Here is a 19,095-nt window from a genome sequence, read left to right as displayed (position 1 = left end):
GTCGGCAGCGTCTTGAAGCGTCAGGCGCCGTCCGGTCGCTGCGGCGTTCAGGCCCAGCGCGGATAGCGCTGTAAGGCCTCGAGCAGGCGGGACGACGGGATCGGCTTGTCGAACAGGTAGCCTTGGCCGATATCGCAGCGCTGGCGGCGCAGGAAGGCCAGCTGGGCGGGACTCTCGATGCCTTCAGCGACGACTTTGAGGCGCAGGTTGCGCGCCATCGCGATGACCGCCGAGGTGATCTCCATGTCGTCCTGGTTGTCGGGAATGTCCTTGATGAAGCTGCGATCGATCTTGATCACGTCGATGGGAAATTTCTTCAGGTAGCTGAGCGACGAGTAACCGGTACCGAAATCGTCCATCGCCAGCGTCACGCCCAGCGCCTTGAGGCCGAGCAGCTGCTGGCGAGTCTGTTCGGTCGCATCGAGCAGCAGGCCTTCGGTCAGCTCCAGTTCCAGCTGCGCGGCCGGCAGCTGTTCCTCGCGCAGGGTGGCGGCCAGGGAGGCGATCAGCTCGGGGTCGGAGAACTGCTTGGGTGACAGGTTGATCGCTACCTGCGGCCGGCCCAGCCCCAGCTCGGACAGCCGTACGCCCATGCGGCAGGCTTCGCGGGCGATCCATTTGCCGATCGGGATGATCAGCCCGGTTTCTTCGGCCACGCTGATGAACTGGTCCGGGCTGATCATGCCGCGGGTGGGATGATTCCAGCGCAGCAGCGCCTCGACGCCTTGCAGCCGCCCCGTGCGCAGGCAGAGCTTGGGTTGGTAGAACAGCTCCAGCTCGTCGTGGGTGAGCGCGCGACGCAGGTTGTTTTCGACGAACAGCTTGTTGTTGGCCTCGGTGTGCAGTGCGTCGGTGAACACCTGGAGCTGGTTCTTGCCGTTGGCCTTGGCCTTGTGCAGCGCCTGGCCGGCATGCTTCATCAGCGTCTCCGGGTCGTTGCCGTGCAGCGGCGCGCAGGCCAGGCCGATCGAGCCGCTGACGCTGATCAGCTGCTTGTCGACGAACAGCGGCTTGTCGAGTGTGCGCAGGACCTGCTGCGCCAGGCGCTGGCCGGCCTCGAGGTCCATGTCGTCGAGCAGCAGGGCGAACTCGTTGCTGGCGAAGCGCGCCAGCACGCCGTCGCGACTGAGGCCGTTGCGCAGGCGCTGTGCCAGGCTGGTCAGCAGTCGGTCGCCGGTCTGGTGTCCCAGGCTGTCGTTGATCCGCTTGAAGTTGTCGATGTCCACCAGCAGCAGGCACAGCTGGGGTGAGCGGTCGCTGGCGAAGCGCTCTTCCAGGCTGCGGATGAAGTACGGGCGGTTGCCCAGACTGGTCAGGTTGTCGGTGTAGGCCAGGCGCTCGATGTGCTGCTGCACCAGCTTGCTCTGGGTGACGTCCTCGTAGATGCCGATGTAGTGCGTCAGCTCGCCGGCATCGTTGAGTACCTTGGAGATCGACAGCTGGCCCCAGTACGGCTCCAGATTCTTGCGTCGGCTGCGGAATTCGCCTTGCCAGCTGTTGCCATGCGCCAGCGAGGAGGCCGTATCCGACAGCAGCGCCCCGAGGTTCTCCAGGCTGGTGAGCTCGGTCAGCAGCTGCCCGCGCACCTCCTCGGCGGAGAACTGGGTGATCGCGCTGAAACTCGGGTTGACGTATTCCACCCGGCCCTCGCGGTCGACCAGGATGAAGGCGCTGGCGCTTTGCTCCACCGCGCGCTGGAACAGATGCAGCATGTGGGTTGCGCTGACCCGCTGCTGGTTGGCCAGGACCTGCGCGTACTGGTCGGCAAGCTCGCCGGCAAACGCCACTTCGTCAGGCTGCCAGCGGCGCGGCGGACCGTCGTGCTGCAGGCAGAGCAGGCCGATCATCTCACCGCCGATACGGATCGTTGCGCTGAGGATGGAGCTGACCCCGCGCGGAATCAGCAGGTTCTGCGCCAGTTCATGTGTGCGCGGGTCGTGCGCGACGTCGCTGACATCGAGGGTGCGACTGCTGTGCAGCGTCTCGAGGTAATGCGGATACGGGGCCAGATCGACCACGGCGGGATACTCGTAGCCGTCGTCGTCGCGACGGAAGGCGGCGACTGCCTCCAGCTGCGTGCCGTTGAGCTGCCAGATAGCGGCCCGGCAGACCTCGTAGGCCTCGCAGGCGGCCTGGGTGATGAGTTCGGCGGCTTCGAGTTGCGGGTTGTCGGAGGCGTAGCGATGACGGGCCAGGCGCACGATCAGCTGCTGCTGCGCGCGCGAGCGCACCAGCTGTTCCAGCTGCTTATCGCGTGCGGGCGGGTCGAGCAGGGTGTGCATGCCGGAGGTGGTGCCATTGAGCGGCGCGGCAGCGGCCGATTTGCCGACGATCAGGTAGCCGGCCAGCAGTTCGCGTCCGTATTTGCGGCAGCGCTCGCCCACTTCGGTCAGCGCGAGCGTGCCACGCGGAGTGTGCAGCTGATATTCGACGCAATAGTGCGGCTGGTTCAGGAGCTGCTGCTGGATATCGTCGTGCAGCTGGTGCCGGGCGTACGGCTCCATCAGGCTCGCGTAGGGCGAGTCGATCAGAGAACACAGCTCGTTGGCCGCCACGTCGAAGTGGCGCTCGCAGGCAGGATCCAGATAGAGCAGCAGCCAGCTGGCCTCGTTCAGGCGCTCGAAACGCAGCATTCCAAGCCGGGAGGGCACTGGCAACTGCATCACAACCTCGGGCGCCAGGCGGCTGGCGGCATCGGGATGTATTTTCATCGAGCGCTTGGCTTCCAGTATGCTGGCCGGACCGGCTGGTTGCGCTGTTGCACTGCTACAGCGGACTTCAAGGATGGCGAAATAATATTAACTTCGGGCAAGGGTGCATCATGCGACAGAGGCTGACAAGTCGGTGGTTGAAGTTATTGGCGGCGTCGATCTGCAGCTATGTCGCACTGCATGCACACGCTGTCGAACCGGCGCAGTTCAATGGCGGCGAAGCCGAGCGCTACCTCTCCGAACTGAAGTCTCGCTACGGTCTTTCCGGTGAGCGCGAAGCGCTGCTGGCGCATGGCAACGGCCTGCTCGACCGCTACGCATTGCGGGTTGCCTATCAGGTCGGTGTCGCCAATCCGCAGGATCTCAGCTATCGCCTGAGCGTCGGCGAATCTGGCGAACTGCAGGTTCGCGAAGAGGTGCGTGGCCCGGGCAACGGCATCGCGGTACACAATCGCAATCTGTCGGTCTTCGGTCTCGATCCCTATCTGAGCTACCGCTGTCCGCCGCAAGGGCGGGTGTGCATCATCGACAGTCCTGCCGACGGCACGCCGCTGGTCACGATCCTGCGCGATCCCGCGGGCGCCGAAGAACTGGCCAAGGCGCTGTCGTTCCTCATCCGCAATCTGCAGAAGGGTTAGCGGCGGCGGCAGAGCCATCGGACGGCAAACAAAAACGCCGCATCCTTGTGAGGGATGCGGCGTTTTTCGTTCCGCGAGTTACAGCAGCAGCGTGCGGATATCCGCCAGCAGTTCCGACAGGCGCTTGGTGAAGCGCGCGGCGGCGGCGCCGTTGATCACCCGGTGATCGTAGGACAGCGATAGCGGCAGCATCAGGCGCGGCTGGAAGGCCGAACCATCCCACACCGGCTGCATGGTGGCCTTGCTGACACCGAGGATCGCCACCTCCGGCGCATTGACGATCGGCGTGAAGCCGGTACCGCCGATGTGGCCGAGGCTGGAGATGGTGAAGCAGGCTCCCTGCATGGCATCCGGCGAGAGCTTCTTGGTGCGCGCCTTCTCGGCCAGCTCGGCGGCCTCGCCGGCCAGCTGCAGCAAGCTCTTCTGGTCGACGTTGCGGATCACCGGGACCATCAGGCCGTCCGGGGTATCCACCGCGAAGCCCACGTGCACGTACTTCTTGCGGATCAGCGCCTTGCCGCTGGGGGCCAGGGAGCTGTTGAAGTCCGGCAGTTCACGCAGTAGGTGCGCACAGGCTTTGAGCAGCAGTGGCAGCACGGTCAGCTTGACGCCGGCCTTCTCCGCAGCAGCCTTCTGCGCCACGCGGAAGGCTTCCAGCTCGGTGATGTCGGCCGACTCGAACTGTGTCACGTGCGGCACGTTCAGCCAGCTGCGATGCAGGTTTGCCGCGCCGATCTGCATCAGGCGGCTCATCTCGACTTCTTCGATCTCGCCGAACTTGCTGAAGTCCACCGCCGGAATCGGCGGAATGCCGGCGCCACCGCTCGCGGCCGCGGTCTGCGGCCCCTGCTGCATCATGCTCTTGACGTACTGCTGCACGTCTTCCTTGAGGATGCGTCCTTTCGGACCGCTGCCGGTGACCGCCGCCAGCTCGACGCCGAACTCACGCGCCAGTTGACGCACGGCCGGTCCGGCATGGACCTTGGTGCCGTCGCGGCTGGGTGCACCAACCGGCTTGGCCGCTTCGGTCTGCGCGGTGGGGGCCGGCTTGCGATCGGCTTCGGCAGGCGTGGCGGCCTTGGTCGGCTCGGTCGGGGTGGTCGGTGCCGCTGCCGGAGCGGGCGCGGCCGCTACGGCGCCCTGGACCTTGAGGGTCAGGATCAGGTCACCGGTGCCGACTTCGTCGTTCAGCTTGATCGCCACGCTTTCCACCACGCCGGTGGCCGGCGAGGGGATTTCCATGCTTGCCTTGTCGGACTCCAGGGTCAGCAGGCTCTGATCGGCTTCGATGTGGTCGCCGGCCTTGACGTACAGCTCGATCACGCGGGCCTTGCCCGACGAGCCGATGTCCGGCACATGGACCTGCTGGCTCTGCTCTGCACCGCCAGCCGCTACCGGCGCCGGTTCGGCACTGGCGGTCGGGGCGCTGGCTGCGGCGGTATCGGGTGCCTGGGCCGGTTGTGCGGCCGGTTCGGCGGGCGCCTCGGCACTGGCTTCGCCGCCGTCGCTTTCCAGCTCGAGCAGCTCATCGCCTTCCTTCAGGCGATCGCCCAGCTTGACCTTCAGCGCCTTGATCACCCCGGCCTTGGGTGCCGGGATCTCCATGCTGGCCTTGTCCGACTCGAGCGTCAGCAGGCTCTGCTCGGCCTCGATGCGGTCGCCGACCTTGACGAACAGTTCGATGACTTCGCCTTCGCCGCTGCCGATATCGGGTACGCGAATCAATTCACTCATGGCTTCGCTCCTCAGCAGTCCAGCGGATTGGGTTTATCGGCATCGATGCCGAACTTGACGATGGCTTCGGCCAGTACCTTGGCTTCCATCTCGCCGCGTGCGACCAGCTGTTCCAGCGTGGCCAGCACGACCCAGTTGCGATCCACTTCGAAGTGATGGCGCAGCTTCTTGCGCGTGTCGCTGCGGCCGAAGCCGTCGGTGCCGAGCACGCGGAATTCCTTGCACGGAACCCACTGGCGGATCTGGTCGGCGAACAGCTTCATGTAGTCGGTGGAGGCCACCACCGGACCCTTGCGGCCGGTCAGGCACTGCTCGACGTACGACTGGCGCGGCTTCTCGTGCGGGTGCAGGAGGTTCCAGCGATCCACGGCGAGGCCTTCGCGGCGCAGTTCGTTGAAGCTCGGTACGCTCCAGACGTCGGCGGCGACGCCGTAGTCTTCGCGCAGCATCTTCGCTGCCTCGCGCACTTCGCGCAGGATGGTGCCCGAGCCGAGCAGCTGGACGTGATGCGCGGCGTCCATCTTGTCTTCTTCGAGCAGGTACATGCCCTTGATGATGCCTTCCTCGACACCCTCAGGCATGGCTGGCTGCTGGTAGGCCTCGTTCATCACGGTGATGTAATAGAAGATGTTCTGCTGCTCTTCGGTCATCTGCCGGATGCCTTCACGGATGATCACCGCCAGCTCGTAGCCGTAGGTGGGGTCATAGGTGCGGCAGTTGGGGATGGTCGACGCGAGAATGTGGCTGTGGCCATCCTCATGCTGCAGACCTTCGCCGTTGAGCGTGGTGCGACCGGCGGTTCCGCCGATCAGGAAGCCGCGCGCCTGGCTGTCGCCGGCCGCCCAGGCGAGGTCGCCGATGCGCTGGAAGCCGAACATCGAGTAGAACACGTAGAACGGCAGCATCGGCTGGTTGTGGTTGCTGTAGGCGGTCGCCGCCGCGATCCAGCTGGACATGGCGCCGGCTTCGTTGATGCCTTCCTCGAGGATCTGACCCTTCTTGTCCTCGCGGTAAAACATCACCTGATCCTTGTCCACCGGCTGATACAGCTGGCCGACCGAGGAGTAGATGCCGAGCTGGCGGAACATGCCCTCCATGCCGAAGGTGCGCGCCTCGTCGGGAATGATCGGGACGATGCGCTTGCCCAGGTCCTTGTCCTTGATCAGCTGCGCCAGCACGCGGACGAAGGCCATGGTGGTGGAGATTTCGCGATCGCCGGAACCGTCGAGGATCGCCTTGAGGGTTTCCAGCGGCGGCGTCGGGATGCTGAAGCTCTTGGTGCGCCGCTGCGGTACGAAGCCGCCGAGCGCCTCGCGCTTCTTCTGCAGGTACTTGGCTTCCGGGCTGTCCGGCTCCGGCTTGTAGAACGGCAGGTCCTTGAGCTGATCGTCGGCGATCGGTACACCGAAGCGGTCGCGGAAGATCTTCAGGCTCTCGACGTCGACCTTCTTGACGTTGTGCGCGATGTTCTGCGCTTCGCCCGAGCCGGTGCCGTAGCCCTTGATGGTCTTGGCCAGGATGACGGTCGGCTGGCCCTTGTGGTGGACCGCCTGGTGGTAGGCTGCGTACACCTTGAACGGATCATGGCCGCCGCGGTTGAGCTTCCAGACCTCGTCATCGGACATGTCGCTGACCATTTCCAACAGCTCGGGGCGTGCACCGAAGAAGTGCTTGCGCACGAACGCGCCGTTGTTGGCCTTGTAGTTCTGGTAGTCGCCGTCGACCACTTCGTCCATCCGCGCCTGCAGCAGGCCGGCTTCGTCCTTGGCGAACAGCGGGTCCCACAGGCGACCCCAGATGACCTTGATGACGTTCCAGTCGGCACCGCGGAAGTTGCCTTCCAGCTCCTGGATGATCTTGCCGTTGCCGCGCACCGGGCCATCGAGGCGTTGCAGGTTGCAGTTGATGACGAAGATGAGGTTGTCCAGCTTCTCGCGGCCGGCCAGGGAGATGGCGCCGAGCGATTCCGGCTCGTCGGTCTCGCCGTCGCCGAGGAAGCACCAGACCTTCTGCTTGCCGGCCGGGATGAAGCCGCGGCTTTCCAGGTACTTCATGAAGCGGGCCTGGTAGATCGCCTGGATCGGGCCTAGGCCCATCGACACGGTGGGGAACTGCCAGAAGTCCGGCATCAGCCACGGGTGCGGGTAGGAAGGCAGGCCGCCGCCGTCGGTTTCGCGACGGAAGTTGTTCAGCTGTTCCTCACTGATGCGGCCTTCGAGGAAGGCGCGGGCGTAGATGCCGGGCGAGGCGTGGCCTTGGAAGTAGATAAGGTCGCCGCCGTGTTCTTCGGTCGGGGCCTGGAAGAAGTAGTTGAAGCCGATGTCATACAGCGTCGCGCTGGAGGCGAAGGTGGAAATGTGGCCGCCCAGATCCGGGTCGGCGACGTTGGCGCGCATCACCATCGCCAGGGCGTTCCAGCGTACCAGCGAGCGGATGCGGCGTTCCATGAACAGGTCGCCGGGCATGCGTGCTTCGTGGGTGACGGGGATGGTGTTGCGGTACGGCGTGGTGATCGCGTAGGGCAGCTGGGTACCACTGCGGGTGGCCAGCTCGCCCATCCGGGTCATCAGGTAATGGGCGCGTTGTTCGCCCTCACGGTCGAGGACGGACTCCAAGGCGTCCAGCCATTCCTGGGTTTCGACGGGATCGAGATCTTGCATGGCTTGCTCCAGGGCGGAAAGGCTTCCAGAATCGGTTGCCTGCTGCGCACCCGCTTTGTGGGCGGGGGCGTATATATGTTCTTGGATATGCCGGGGTAGGCCGGTCGTCTGTAGTTTTACTACAAAACTGCGCGGCGATCAGCCCCCTGCAGCATTCTTTAGTAGTAAAACTACAATCACAGGGTGCGGCCATACTTCCAAAGTGGCGCTTGCGCGGCTCTAGCTCGCGCGATCCGGCTGTTCCGACGTGACAAAAGGAAACGACCTACATGAGCCTGCCTCCACTGGCTGCATTGCCTGTTTCACTTCAGCCTTTTGTCAGCCGGGCGCAGGAGACGTTCCGGCGCGCCCTTGGCGAATCGTCCGAACAGGTGCTGGCGGCGTGGCCCGCTGCCCGGCGCGAAACGTTCGGTCGCGTTTGTGCCGCCAGCGATTTTGTCAGCGAACAGGTTAGCCGAGATCCGCAGATGCTGCTGGAGCTGGCCGAAACCGGGCTGCTGGAGCGCGCCCTGGCGCCCGGCGAGATGCGCGACCTGCTGACGGCGGCGCTGGCCGAGTGCGACAGCGAGGATGCGCTGGCCGTATCGCTGCGCCGCTTTCGCAATCGCCATCAGGTACGCATCGTCTGGCGTGATCTGGCGCGCCAGGCGGACCTGGCGCAAACCTGCCGCGAGCTGTCGGACATGGCCGACGCCTGTGTCGACCTCGCTTACCAGTGGCTCTACGCCCGCCATTGCGAGCAGTTCGGCGTGCCGACCGGAAACCGCTCCGGCCGACAGCAACATCTCGTCGTGCTCGGCATGGGCAAGCTGGGCGCGCACGAACTCAATCTGTCGTCGGACATCGACCTGATCTTCGGTTATCCGGAAGGCGGTGAAACCGTCGGGGCCAAGCGTTCGCTGGACAATCAGGAGTTCTTCGTGCGGCTCGGCCAGCGCCTGATCAAAGCCCTGGATGCCATCACCGTCGACGGCTTCGCCTTCCGCGTCGACATGCGCCTGCGCCCCTACGGTTCGTCCGGGCCGCTGGTGTTCAGCTTCAACGCGCTGGAACAGTATTACCAGGATCAGGGGCGCGACTGGGAACGCTACGCGATGATCAAGGCGCGCGTGGTCGCCGGCGATCAGCAGGCGGGCCGGGAGCTGCTGAAAATGCTGCGGCCGTTCGTCTACCGGCGCTACCTGGATTTCTCCGCGATCGAAGCGCTGCGCGGCATGAAGCAACTGATCCAGCAGGAAGTCCGCCGCAAGGGTATGGCCGGCAATATCAAGCTGGGAGCTGGCGGTATCCGCGAAGTGGAGTTCGTCGCCCAGGCCTTCCAGCTGATCCACGGCGGTCGTGATCTCAGCCTGCAGCAGCGGCCGTTGCTGGATGTGCTGGCGACGCTGGCCGCGCAGGGTTACCTGCCGCCGGCTGCGGTCGACGAGCTGCGCGAGGGATATGAGTTCCTGCGCTACACCGAGCATGCGCTGCAGGCGATCGCCGACCGGCAGACGCAGATGCTGCCGGAGAATGATGTCGACTGTGAGCGTGTCGCCTTCATGCTCGGCTTCGACAGCTGGACGGCGTTCCATGAACGCCTGCTGCACTGGCGCGGGCGTATCGACTGGCATTTCCGCCAGGTCATCGCCGACCCCGACGAGGACGACAGCGAGGATGGCGAGCTGCCCGACGGCGGCGAATGGCTGGCGCTGTGGCAGCAGGACTGGGACGAGGACTTCGCCGCCGGTCAGCTGAGCGAGGCCGGTTTTCGCGACGGCCCGACGGCCTGTCAGCGTCTGGCGCTGCTGCGCAACGGCAAGCAGGTGCGCACCATGCAGCGGCTCGGGCGCGAGCGGCTGGATGCCTTCATTCCGCGCCTGCTGGGGCTGGTCGTCGAGCAGGACGATCCCGATCTGGTGCTCGAGCGCGTGCTGCCGCTGGTCGAGGCGGTCGCCCGGCGTTCGGCGTATCTGGTACTGCTCAGCGAGAACCCGCACGCGCTGCGGCGTCTGCTCGAACTGTGCGCCGCGAGCCCCTGGATCGCCGAACAGATCGCGCGCTTTCCGTCGCTGCTCGATGAGCTGCTCAACGCCGGACGCCTGTACAGCCCGCCGCAGGCGCCGGAGCTGGCGGCCGAGCTGCGCGAGCGGCTGATGCGCATCCCCGAGGACGATCTGGAGCAGCAGATGGAAGCGCTGCGCCACTTCAAGCTGGCGCATCGGCTGCGCGTCGCGGCCTCGGAGATCGCCGGCACTCTGCCGCTGATGAAGGTCAGCGACTACCTCACCTGGCTGGCCGAGGCGGTGCTGAAGGAGGTGCTGATGCTCGCCTGGCGCTACATGGTCGCCCGTCATGGCGTACCGCGGCGCAGCGACGGCACGCCATGCGATCCGGGATTCGTCATCGTCGGCTACGGCAAGGTCGGCGGGATCGAGCTGGGGCATGGCTCCGACCTCGATCTGGTGTTCATCCACGACGGCGATCCGGCGGTCGAAACCGATGGCGCCAAGCCCATCGACAGCGCGCAGTTCTTCACTCGCCTGGGCCAGCGCATCATTCATCTGCTGACCACCCAGACCACCTCCGGCCAGCTGTATGAAGTGGACATGCGCCTGCGGCCGTCCGGCGCGGCGGGCCTGCTGGTCGGCTCGCTGGCCGCCTTCGAGCGCTACCAGAGCCAAGAGGCCTGGACCTGGGAACATCAGGCGCTGGTGCGCGCGCGCGTGCTGGCCGGCTGTGCGCGGCTGACCGCCGACTTCGAGCGGGTGCGTGCCGCGGTGTTGGGGCGTGCGCGTGATCTCGACGCGTTGCGCCGCGAAGTCAGCGAGATGCGCGCCAAAATGCGCGACAACCTCGGCACCCGCTCCAGCCACGCCGGCGTGGATGACAACGCATTCGAGGCAGCGGCCGAGTTCAATCTCAAGCAGGATGCCGGTGGTATCGTGGATATCGAATTTATGGTGCAATACGCCGCTTTGGCGTGGTCGCACCAGCATCCTGAACTGCTGCGCTATACCGATAACATCCGCATTCTCGATGGGTTGGAGCAGGCCGGGTTGATGACCGGCGATGAGGTCCGGCTGCTGCAGGACGCCTACAAGGCCTACCGTGCGGCTGCCCACCGGCAATCACTGCAGAAGCAGCCCGGAGTGGTGAGTGGGGATCAATTCCACGACGAGCGCCGCGCGGTCATGCGTATCTGGCGCGAGCTGGGGCTCGAGTGAAGCCCTTCGTCGGGCTACCAAGCAATTTCGAATTCTGAGGAGCTGGCAACGATGTCGATGGCCGATCGTGATGGCGTGATCTGGTATGACGGTGAACTGGTGCAGTGGCGCAACGCGACAACCCACGTGCTGACCCACAGCCTGCACTACGGCATGGGCGTGTTCGAGGGCGTGCGTGCCTACAACACGCCGCAGGGCACCGCGATCTTCCGTCTGGAAGCGCACACCGACCGCCTGTTCGACTCCGCCCACATCATGGGCATGAAGATTCCGTTCACCAAGGCCGAGATCAACGAAGCCACCCGCGCCGCGGTGCGCGAGAACGGCCTGGAGAGCGCCTACATTCGCCCGCTGGCCTTCTACGGTTCGGAAGGCATGGGCATCCGCGCCGACAACCTGAAGGTGCACGTGATCGTCGCCGCCTGGCACTGGGGCGCGTACATGGGTGACGAGGCGCTGGAGAACGGCATCAAGATCCGCACCAGCTCGTTCACCCGTCACCACGTCAACATCACCATGACCCGCGCCAAGTCCAGCGGCAGCTACGTCAACTCGATGCTGGCGCTGCAGGAAGCGGTCTCCGGCGGTGCCGACGAGGCGCTGCTGCTGGATCCGGAAGGCTACGTGGCCGAGGGCTCGGGCGAGAACATCTTCATCGTTAAGAATGGCGTGATCTACACCCCGGAAGTCACCGCGTGCCTGAACGGCATCACCCGTGGCACCGTGCTGACTCTGGCGCGCGAGATGGGCATCGAGATCGTCGAGAAGCGCATCACCCGCGACGAGGTGTACATCGCCGACGAGGCCTTCTTCACCGGCACCGCCGCCGAAGTCACGCCGATCCGCGAAGTCGACGGCCGCCAGATCGGCATCGGCCGCCGCGGCCCGGTGACCGAGAAGCTGCAGAAGGCCTACTTCGACCTGGTCACCGGCAAGACCGATGCCCACGCCGAATGGCGCACGCTGGTCAAATAAGCCAAGGGCTGGCAGCCGGAAGCTGGACGTGACCAACACTCCGGCGCCGGCTTCCAGCTTCACGCTGATGACTCCCCGCTTATGAATATTCTGATCGTAGGTCCCAGCTGGGTCGGCGACATGGTGATGGCGCAGACGCTGTTCGTCTGCCTCAAACAGCGCCACCCCGACTGCCAGATCGACGTGCTGGCGCCCGAGTGGAGCCGGCCGATCCTCGAACGCATGCCCGAAGTGCGCCAGGCGCTGAGCTTTCCGCTCGGCCACGGCGTGCTCGACCTGGCGACCCGGCGCAAGGTCGCGCAGGGCCTGCGTGGCCAGTATCAGCAGGCCATCCTGCTGCCCAACTCGCTGAAGTCCGCGCTGGTGCCATTCTTCGCCGGGATTCCCAAGCGCACCGGCTGGCGCGGCGAAATGCGCTTCGGCCTGCTCAACGATATCCGCAAGCTCGACAAGCAGCGCTATCCGCTGATGATCGAGCGTTTCATGGCGCTGGCGTTCGAGCCGGATGCCGAACTGCCCCGGCCCTATCCGCACCCGTCGCTGCGTATCGATGCGACAAGCCGCGCGGCGGCGCTGGCGCGCTTCGGCCTGAACGTCGAACAGCCGGTGCTGGCGCTGTGTCCCGGTGCCGAGTTCGGCGAATCCAAGCGCTGGCCAGCCGAGCACTTCGCCCAGGTTGCCGAGGCGAAGATCCGCGAAGGCTGGCAGGTCTGGCTGTTCGGCTCGAAGAACGACCATGCGGTGGGCGAAGACATCCGCGCGCGGCTGATCCCCGGCCTGCGCGAGGAGGCCGTGAACCTGGCCGGCGAGACCAGCCTGGCCGAGGCGATCGACCTGCTCTCTTGCGCCGAGGCGGTGGTGTCCAACGACTCGGGATTGATGCACGTATCCGCCGCGCTTGGCCGTCCGCTGGTGGCGGTGTACGGCTCGACTTCACCGGCGTTCACCCCGCCGTTGTCCGAGCAGGTCGAGGTCGTGCGTCTGGGTCTTGAGTGCAGCCCGTGCTTCGAGCGCACCTGCCGCTTCGGCCATACCAACTGCCTGCGCGAGCTGGACCCGGCTCGCGTGATCGAGGCGCTGGGGCGGCTGTTGCCGCAGCCGGTCGAGGTACGCTGATTGAAGGTGCTGCTGGTCAAGACCTCTTCGTTGGGCGACGTCGTGCATACGCTACCGGCGCTCACCGACGCACAGCGGGCCATACCCGGCATCCGCTTCGACTGGGTGGTGGAGGAAGGCTTCGCCGAGATTCCCACCTGGCATCCGGCGGTGGATCAGGTGATTCCGGTGGCCATCCGTCGCTGGCGCAAGAGCCCGTGGCAGACCCTGCGTTCCGGTGAATGGCGGCGCTTCAAGGCGCGCCTGCGCGAAACGCGCTACGACCTGGTGATCGACGCCCAGGGGCTGCTGAAAAGCGCCTGGCTGACCCGCTACGTCAAGGCACCGGTGGCTGGCCTGGACCGTGATTCGGCCCGCGAGCCGCTGGCCGCGCGCTTCTATGACCGGTGTTACGCCGTGCCGCGCGAGCAGCACGCGCTGGAGCGGGTGCGCCAGCTGTTCGCCCAGGCGCTCGGTTATCCGCTGCCGGCCGGCATTGGCGACTACGGGCTGGACCGCGCGCGGATGGCCGCGCCGGGCGAGCAGCCGTACCTGCTGTTCCTCCACGGCACCACCTGGCCGAGCAAACATTGGCCGGAAGCCTACTGGCGCGCGCTGGCCGAGCGCATGAGCGGTGCCGGCTGGGCGATCCGCCTGCCGTGGGGCAGCGCCGAGGAGAAGGCTCGCGCCGAGCGCATCGCCGACGGCATTGGCAACGCGGCGGTGCTGCCGAAACTGAATCTGGCGGGTATCGCCCGGGTGATCGCCGGCGCGCGCGCGTGCGTGGCGGTGGATACCGGCCTCGGTCATCTGGCGGCGGCGCTGGATGTGCCGAGCATTTCGCTCTATGGTCCGACGCTGCCCGGGCGCGTTGGCGCCTACGGGTGCTCGCAGGTGCACCTTTGCGCCAGCGGGCCGAACGCCGGCAGCGGCGACCGGCACCGGCCCTGTTTCGACGAGTTGCGCCCCGAGCGCGTCGTCGCTGAATTGAATGCCCTGCTGCGGGCCACGGAGTCCGACTGATGCAACTGGCGTTCATCCTCTACAAATACTTCCCCTTCGGCGGGCTGCAGCGCGATTTCATGCGCATCGCCCTGGAATGCCAGCGTCGCGGCCATGCCATCCGCGTCTACGCGATGATCTGGGAAGGCGAGGTGCCGGCCGGTTTCGACGTGCTGATTGCGCCGGTCAGGGCGTTGTTCAACCACACCCGTAACGAGCGCTTCACCGCGTGGGTCGAGGCCGATCTGGCGCGTCGTCCCGTGGACCGCGTGATCGGTTTCAACAAGATGCCGGGGCTCGACGTCTATTACGCCGCCGATCCTTGCTTCGAGGATAAGGCGCAGACGCTGCGCAACCCGATCTACCGCCGTTGGGGCCGCTACAAGCACTTCGCCGAGTACGAGCGCGCGGTGTTCGCGCCCCAGGCGAAGACCGAGATCCTGATGATCTCCGAGGTGCAGCAGCCGTTGTTCGTCAAGCACTACGGCACACCGGCCGAGCGTTTTCACCTGCTGCCACCGGGCATCGCCGCGGATCGCCGCGCGCCGGCCAATGCCGCAGCGATCCGCGCCGAGTTTCGCGAGGAGTTCGAGCTGCGCCCCGACGAGCTGCTGCTCGTGCAGATCGGCTCCGGCTTCAAGACCAAGGGCGTCGACCGCAGCCTCAAGGCGCTCGCCGCATTGCCGCGCGAGCTGAAGCAGCGCACGCGGCTACTGGTGATCGGCCAGGACGATCCCAAGCCGTTCAAGCTGCAGGCCAAGACGCTGGGCGTTTCCAGCATGGTCGAGTTCCTCAAGGGGCGCAGCGACATCCCGCGCTTCCTGCTCGGCGCCGACCTGCTGATCCACCCGGCTTACAACGAGAACACCGGCACTGTGCTGCTGGAAGCGTTGGTCGCCGGATTGCCGGTGCTGGTTACCGACGTCTGTGGCTACGCGCACTACATCGAAGACGCCGCCTGCGGCTGCGTGGTGCCCAGCCCGTTCGAGCAGGCGACGCTCGATCAACTGTTGGCGCAGACGCTCGCGGACGACGAGCAGCGTGCCCGCTGGCGGCGCAACGCACTGGCTTATGCCGAGACTGCGGATCTGTATTCCATGCCGCAGAAGGCGGCCGACGTGATCCTCGGGGAGGGTGCATGATCCAGCCTCGCTGCCTGTCCCGCAGGCTGGATGAGACCCGTAGCGCTTATCTGTCGGCGCTGTCGCACCGCGCCTGCGGTGGACAAGGCTACGTCGTTACCCGTCCGGCGGAGGGGCCGCCATGCAACTGATCCTCGCCGAACCCTTCAAGACCCTGTGGCGGGGCAAGGATGCCTTCGCGGAGGTCGAGCGCCTCGAAGGCCAGGTCTACCGCGAACTGGAAGGCCGCCGCACGCTGCGCACCGAGGTCGAGGGGCGCGGCTACTTCGTCAAGATTCACCGCGGTATCGGCTGGGGCGAGATAGTCAAGAATCTGCTCACCGTCAAGGCTCCGGTACTCGGTGCAGGCCAGGAGTGGCGGGCGATCCAGCGCCTGCACGAAGTCGGCGTACCGACCATGACCGCCGTGGCCTACGGCGAGCGCGGCGCCAATCCAGCCAGTCAGCATTCGTTCATCATCACCGAAGAGCTGGCACCGACCGTCAGCCTTGAGGATTTCTCGGCGAACTGGCGCGAGCAGCCGCCGGCGCCGACCCTCAAGCGTGCGCTGATTGCCGAGGTGGCGCGCATGGCTGGCACCATGCACCGCGCAGGGGTCAACCATCGCGACTTCTATATCTGCCATTTCCTGCTGCACACCGAGCGTCCGGTATCTGCCAACGACCTGCGCCTGTCGCTGATCGACCTGCACCGTGCCCAGACCCGAGCGCAGACACCGCGCCGCTGGCGCGACAAGGATCTGGCCGGGCTGTACTTCTCGGCGCTGGGCATCGGCCTGACGCGCGGCGATAGGCTGCGCTTTCTGCGCGGCTATTTTCAGCGGCCCTTGCGCGACATCCTGCACGACGAGGCGCGTCTGCTCGCCTGGCTGCAGCGCAAGGCCGAGCGGCTATCCAGTCGCTATGCGCGCAAGTACGCACCGGGCGCACAGGCGTGAGTGGCTGGCAGCTCGCATCCGGCATGCCCGTCGAGGCAGCCTCGGCGTTCGCCGATCTGCCGACGGTGTTCGCGCTGACCGGCGAGGCGATTGCCCGCGATCCGTTATCCGAGGTGATTCGCGTCGAGTGCGGCGGCTTGCGCTATTACGTCAAACGTTATTGGGCGGCTGGGAAAGGTTTGCGGCGCTTTCTCGGACGTCCGCGGGTCAAGGCCGAATGGCAGAACCTGCGGCACTTTGCGCGCTGGGGTATTCCCGTCGCGCCAGTCGTGGCCTGGGGGATGGAGCGCCGTGGAGGTGCATTCCTGCGCGGGGCGCTGATCACGCTGGAGGTGCCCAATACCGTCGACATGGCGGCAATGGCGACGAACAACGACCCGCGTCTTGGCGATCGCCACTGGGTCGCGCGCATCAGTCGCCAACTGGCGCATGCCACCCGCACCCTGCATGACCATCATTTCGCCCACAACGACCTGAAATGGCGCAACCTGCTGATCAATGAGGACGGCGAGCTGTTCCTGATTGACTGCCCCTCGGGCAACTTCTGGTGGGGGCCTTTCTTGCGTCGACGCATCATCAAGGACCTGGCCTGCCTGGATAAGGTCGCCAAGTACCATCTGAGTCGCACTCAGCGCCTGCGCTTCTACCTGCAGTACCAGCGGCGTGGGCGGCTGATACCGGCCGATCGAGCGCTGATCGGGCAGGTGCTTGAGTATTTTGAGGGACGCGAATGAGCGAGTTTTTTTCCGTCGCCGATCGGCTCTTGCTCGACATGCACGGGCTGGCTAGCTTCGATGCGCTCTGGGCCGTGCAGCTCGATTCGGTCGATATGCCCAATACCAGTCGCGGCGGCTGGAGTAGCGTGTTCCGCTTGGAATTGGGCGATACGACCTATTACCTGAAGCGACAGAGCAACTACTTGACCCACAGCCTGCGCCATCCGTTCGGCGAGCCGACATTCGCTTGCGAGTTTCGCAACATTCAGCGCTACCAGCGCCTGGGTATACCGGCGCTGCAGGCCGCGTACTTCGGCGCGCGGCGAGTCGCCGGCGAGCATCGTGCCATCCTGCTCACCCGCGCGCTTGATGGCTGGCGGGACCTCGACAGCTGGCTGATCGGTTGGAGTGAGCAACCTTTGGCAACTCGGGCGGCCGTGCTGCGAGCCTGTGCTGAACTCGCCCGCACACTGCATGCGGCCGGTCAGCGCCATGGCTGTTTCTATCCCAAGCACATCTTTCTGCGTCCGGTCGGAGAGCGCTACGAAGCCTGCCTTATCGATCTGGAAAAGACCCGGCTGCTGCTGCCCGGGCGTAATGATCGTATCGTCGATCTCGAAGCGCTGTTGCGCCGTGCCGCGACCTGGAGCCAGAACGAGATGCGGCAGCTGTTGGCGGGCTATCTGCAACGAGATGAGGATGATCCGCTTATCGACACTTGGCTGGAAAGGATCGCCGGCCGCCGACGCAGCAAGCAGGCGCTTGCATGAAACTGAACGAACTCACCCGTGGCGGCCGCTCGCCAACATTACCTCTGACGCTTCTGCTCCCCGTCGGCGAACTGCGCGTGCTGCAGTGGCTGCGTGTACTGCCGGGGCAGCGATATGTAGGTCGGGCCGAATGGCAGGGGCGTACTGTGCTGGCCAAGCTGCTGGTCGGCGCTAAGGCCGAGCGCCATTTCCAGCGCGAGCGCCAGGGCGCTCGCTTATTGGCCGAGCAGGGCATGAGCACCCCGGCGTTGCTCGCTGAGGGCTTCGAGGCCGGGCAGGGTGGCTGGCTGCTCTTCGACTTCCTCGTCGGCGCCGAAAGTCTGGAGCAGGCCTGGCGGGCAGTGGAGCACGAACCGCCGTTGTCCGATCTCCAGCAGACGGTACTGGGCGCCGCGCTGGGCGCCATCGCGCAATTACACGCGCGCGGCCTGTGGCAGGATGATCTCCACCTGGACAACCTGCTGCGACATGATGGCCATCTCTTCATCATCGATGGCGGCGGCATTCAGGCGCAGACTCCGGGCCAACCGCTGGCACGCGATAAGGTACTGGCTAACCTCGGCGTGTTCTTCGCGCAGCTGCCGGCAGGCCTGGAACCGTACATCGAAGAGCTGCTGGTGCACTACATCTTGGTCAATGGTGAGCATGCTCTGCCGTTGGAAGCTCTGCTGCGGGAGATCGCGGGCGTACGTCGCTGGCGACTAAGCGACTATCTCGGCAAGCTTGGCCGCGACTGCTCGCTGTTCAGCGCAAGGCGCAGCCTGAGTGAGCTACGCATCGTTCGTCGCAGTGAGGCGACTGTACTGGAGAGTTTGCTGGACGCGCCGGATATGGCGCTCGAGTCCGGGCGTGCAATGAAGCGGGGCGGCAGTGCCAGCGTGGCGCTGATCGAGACAGCCGGCCGGCCGCTGGTGATCAAGCGCTACAACATCAAGGGCCTGGGCCACTGGCTGCGTCGCTGCTGGCGGCCCAGTCGTGCCTGGCACAGCTGGGTCGAGGGAAATCGCCTGGATTTTCTCGGCATCGCCACGCCACGACCGCTGGCCATGCTGGAGCGCCGTTGGCTGGGCCTGCGCCAACGCAGCTATCTGATTACCGAATACAGCGGCGGCGAGGATATAATTGCGCGTTTCCAGCCATACCTCGCCGGTTCGCCGCCCGAAATCGAGTTGCTGGCGCTTGATCAGTTGTTCGCCGCGCTACGTCGCGAGCGCATCAGCCACGGTGATCTTAAGGGCACCAACCTGCTCTGGAATCAGGGGCGTTGGACGCTGATCGATCTGGATGCTGCGCAGCAGCACCGCAGCGAGGCGGGCTTCAGGCGCGCCTATACGCGTGATCGCGCACGTTTTCTGCGCAACTGGCCGTCAGATTCTGCGCTGCATCGGCTACTGGCCGAACGAATACCGAAGGACAGCTTGGAGCCCGATGCTTGAAGCTGGAAGAACACGCTCTGCGGAGCTGAACTAAACATCCGCTGTTGCTTCAAGCCTCCGGCTTCAGGCGTTC

At 65.5% G+C, this 19,095-nt stretch carries 13 protein-coding genes; 10 read left to right on the top strand and 3 right to left on the bottom strand.

The window, feature by feature from the left end; genetic code table 11:
- Positions 1-47 precede the first annotated feature (47 nt).
- Positions 48-2,711 (bottom strand): putative bifunctional diguanylate cyclase/phosphodiesterase, encoded by a 2,664-nt coding sequence (locus U8L64_RS17330; RefSeq protein ID WP_333398360.1) that lies wholly within the window; start codon positions 2,709-2,711, stop codon positions 48-50.
- Positions 2,712-2,857: 146 nt separating this feature from the next.
- Here U8L64_RS17330 and U8L64_RS17325 point away from each other — a divergent pair, with 146 nt between their 5' ends.
- Positions 2,858-3,349 carry a hypothetical protein gene (locus U8L64_RS17325; protein WP_081973302.1) on the top strand — a complete coding sequence of 164 codons (492 nt, stop codon included), beginning with the start codon at positions 2,858-2,860 and terminating at the stop codon, positions 3,347-3,349.
- A gap of 78 nt (positions 3,350-3,427) precedes the next feature.
- Here the strand turns inward: U8L64_RS17325 and aceF are convergent, their stop codons facing one another.
- The gene (gene aceF / locus U8L64_RS17320; protein WP_043295457.1) at positions 3,428-5,083 is read right to left on the bottom strand and encodes a dihydrolipoyllysine-residue acetyltransferase; all 1,656 of its coding nucleotides are present in this window, start codon (positions 5,081-5,083) and stop codon (positions 3,428-3,430) included.
- 11 nt (positions 5,084-5,094) lie between these two features.
- Positions 5,095-7,743 carry a pyruvate dehydrogenase (acetyl-transferring), homodimeric type gene (aceE, locus tag U8L64_RS17315; protein WP_043295458.1) on the bottom strand — a complete coding sequence of 883 codons (2,649 nt, stop codon included), beginning with the start codon at positions 7,741-7,743 and terminating at the stop codon, positions 5,095-5,097.
- Positions 7,744-8,012: 269 nt separating this feature from the next.
- Between aceE and glnE the strand changes: the two genes are divergently transcribed.
- The 9 genes from glnE (at position 8,013) to U8L64_RS17270 (ending at position 19,022) form a co-directional block, all read left to right on the top strand.
- Complete coding sequence (glnE, locus tag U8L64_RS17310) at positions 8,013-10,949, top strand: bifunctional [glutamate--ammonia ligase]-adenylyl-L-tyrosine phosphorylase/[glutamate--ammonia-ligase] adenylyltransferase (protein ID WP_333398359.1); 2,937 nt, start codon at positions 8,013-8,015, stop codon at positions 10,947-10,949.
- A 51-nt stretch (positions 10,950-11,000) separates the two neighbouring features.
- Positions 11,001-11,924: a branched-chain amino acid transaminase gene (locus U8L64_RS17305; protein ID WP_043295460.1), complete on the top strand. Its 924-nt coding sequence runs from the start codon at positions 11,001-11,003 to the stop codon at positions 11,922-11,924.
- A gap of 81 nt (positions 11,925-12,005) precedes the next feature.
- Entirely contained in the window at positions 12,006-13,040 is a 1,035-nt protein-coding gene (waaF, locus tag U8L64_RS17300) for a lipopolysaccharide heptosyltransferase II (protein ID WP_155550803.1), read from the top strand.
- Positions 13,041-14,042, top strand: a complete 1,002-nt coding sequence (gene waaC / locus U8L64_RS17295; protein ID WP_333398358.1) for a lipopolysaccharide heptosyltransferase I — start codon at positions 13,041-13,043, stop codon at positions 14,040-14,042.
- Positions 14,042-15,163: a glycosyltransferase family 4 protein gene (locus tag U8L64_RS17290; RefSeq protein WP_333398357.1), complete on the top strand. Its 1,122-nt coding sequence runs from the start codon at positions 14,042-14,044 to the stop codon at positions 15,161-15,163. The genes waaC and U8L64_RS17290 overlap by 1 nt, the downstream gene beginning before the upstream one ends.
- A 121-nt stretch (positions 15,164-15,284) precedes the next feature.
- The gene (gene rfaP / locus U8L64_RS17285) at positions 15,285-16,100 is read left to right on the top strand and encodes a lipopolysaccharide core heptose(I) kinase RfaP (RefSeq protein ID WP_054094039.1); all 816 of its coding nucleotides are present in this window, start codon (positions 15,285-15,287) and stop codon (positions 16,098-16,100) included.
- On the top strand, positions 16,097-16,834 hold the full coding sequence (locus U8L64_RS17280; protein ID WP_234302894.1) for a lipopolysaccharide kinase InaA family protein: 738 nt from the start codon (positions 16,097-16,099) through the stop codon (positions 16,832-16,834). The genes rfaP and U8L64_RS17280 overlap by 4 nt, the downstream gene beginning before the upstream one ends.
- A complete protein-coding gene (locus tag U8L64_RS17275) occupies positions 16,831-17,586 on the top strand; it encodes a lipopolysaccharide kinase InaA family protein (RefSeq protein ID WP_138300539.1) in 756 nt (251 codons plus the stop codon). The genes U8L64_RS17280 and U8L64_RS17275 overlap by 4 nt, the downstream gene beginning before the upstream one ends.
- Positions 17,583-19,022, top strand: a complete 1,440-nt coding sequence (locus tag U8L64_RS17270; protein WP_333398356.1) for a lipopolysaccharide kinase InaA family protein — start codon at positions 17,583-17,585, stop codon at positions 19,020-19,022. The genes U8L64_RS17275 and U8L64_RS17270 overlap by 4 nt, the downstream gene beginning before the upstream one ends.
- The last annotated feature ends 73 nt before the right edge of the window (positions 19,023-19,095 follow it).

Source organism: Pseudomonas sp. FIP_A4 (genome assembly GCF_036701605.1).
GTDB lineage: Bacteria > Pseudomonadota > Gammaproteobacteria > Pseudomonadales > Pseudomonadaceae > Stutzerimonas > Stutzerimonas phenolilytica.
The sequence above is the reverse complement of the archived record's forward strand: the minus strand, read 5'-3'. Positions and strand labels throughout refer to the sequence as shown.

What these genes read in the sequence shown, in the direction of transcription:
- U8L64_RS17290 (WP_333398357.1), top strand. Translation starts at nt 14,042, where the DNA reads ATGCAACTGGCGTTCATCCTCTACAAATACTTCCCCTTCGGCGGGCTG.
- U8L64_RS17270 (WP_333398356.1), top strand. Translation starts at nt 17,583, where the DNA reads ATGAAACTGAACGAACTCACCCGTGGCGGCCGCTCGCCAACATTACCT.
- aceE (WP_043295458.1), bottom strand. Translation starts at nt 7,743, where the DNA reads ATGCAAGATCTCGATCCCGTCGAAACCCAGGAATGGCTGGACGCCTTG.
- U8L64_RS17275 (WP_138300539.1), top strand. Translation starts at nt 16,831, where the DNA reads ATGAGCGAGTTTTTTTCCGTCGCCGATCGGCTCTTGCTCGACATGCAC.
- U8L64_RS17305 (WP_043295460.1), top strand. Translation starts at nt 11,001, where the DNA reads ATGTCGATGGCCGATCGTGATGGCGTGATCTGGTATGACGGTGAACTG.
- waaF (WP_155550803.1), top strand. Translation starts at nt 12,006, where the DNA reads ATGAATATTCTGATCGTAGGTCCCAGCTGGGTCGGCGACATGGTGATG.
- aceF (WP_043295457.1), bottom strand. Translation starts at nt 5,083, where the DNA reads ATGAGTGAATTGATTCGCGTACCCGATATCGGCAGCGGCGAAGGCGAA.
- glnE (WP_333398359.1), top strand. Translation starts at nt 8,013, where the DNA reads ATGAGCCTGCCTCCACTGGCTGCATTGCCTGTTTCACTTCAGCCTTTT.
- rfaP (WP_054094039.1), top strand. Translation starts at nt 15,285, where the DNA reads ATGCAACTGATCCTCGCCGAACCCTTCAAGACCCTGTGGCGGGGCAAG.
- U8L64_RS17330 (WP_333398360.1), bottom strand. Translation starts at nt 2,711, where the DNA reads ATGAAAATACATCCCGATGCCGCCAGCCGCCTGGCGCCCGAGGTTGTG.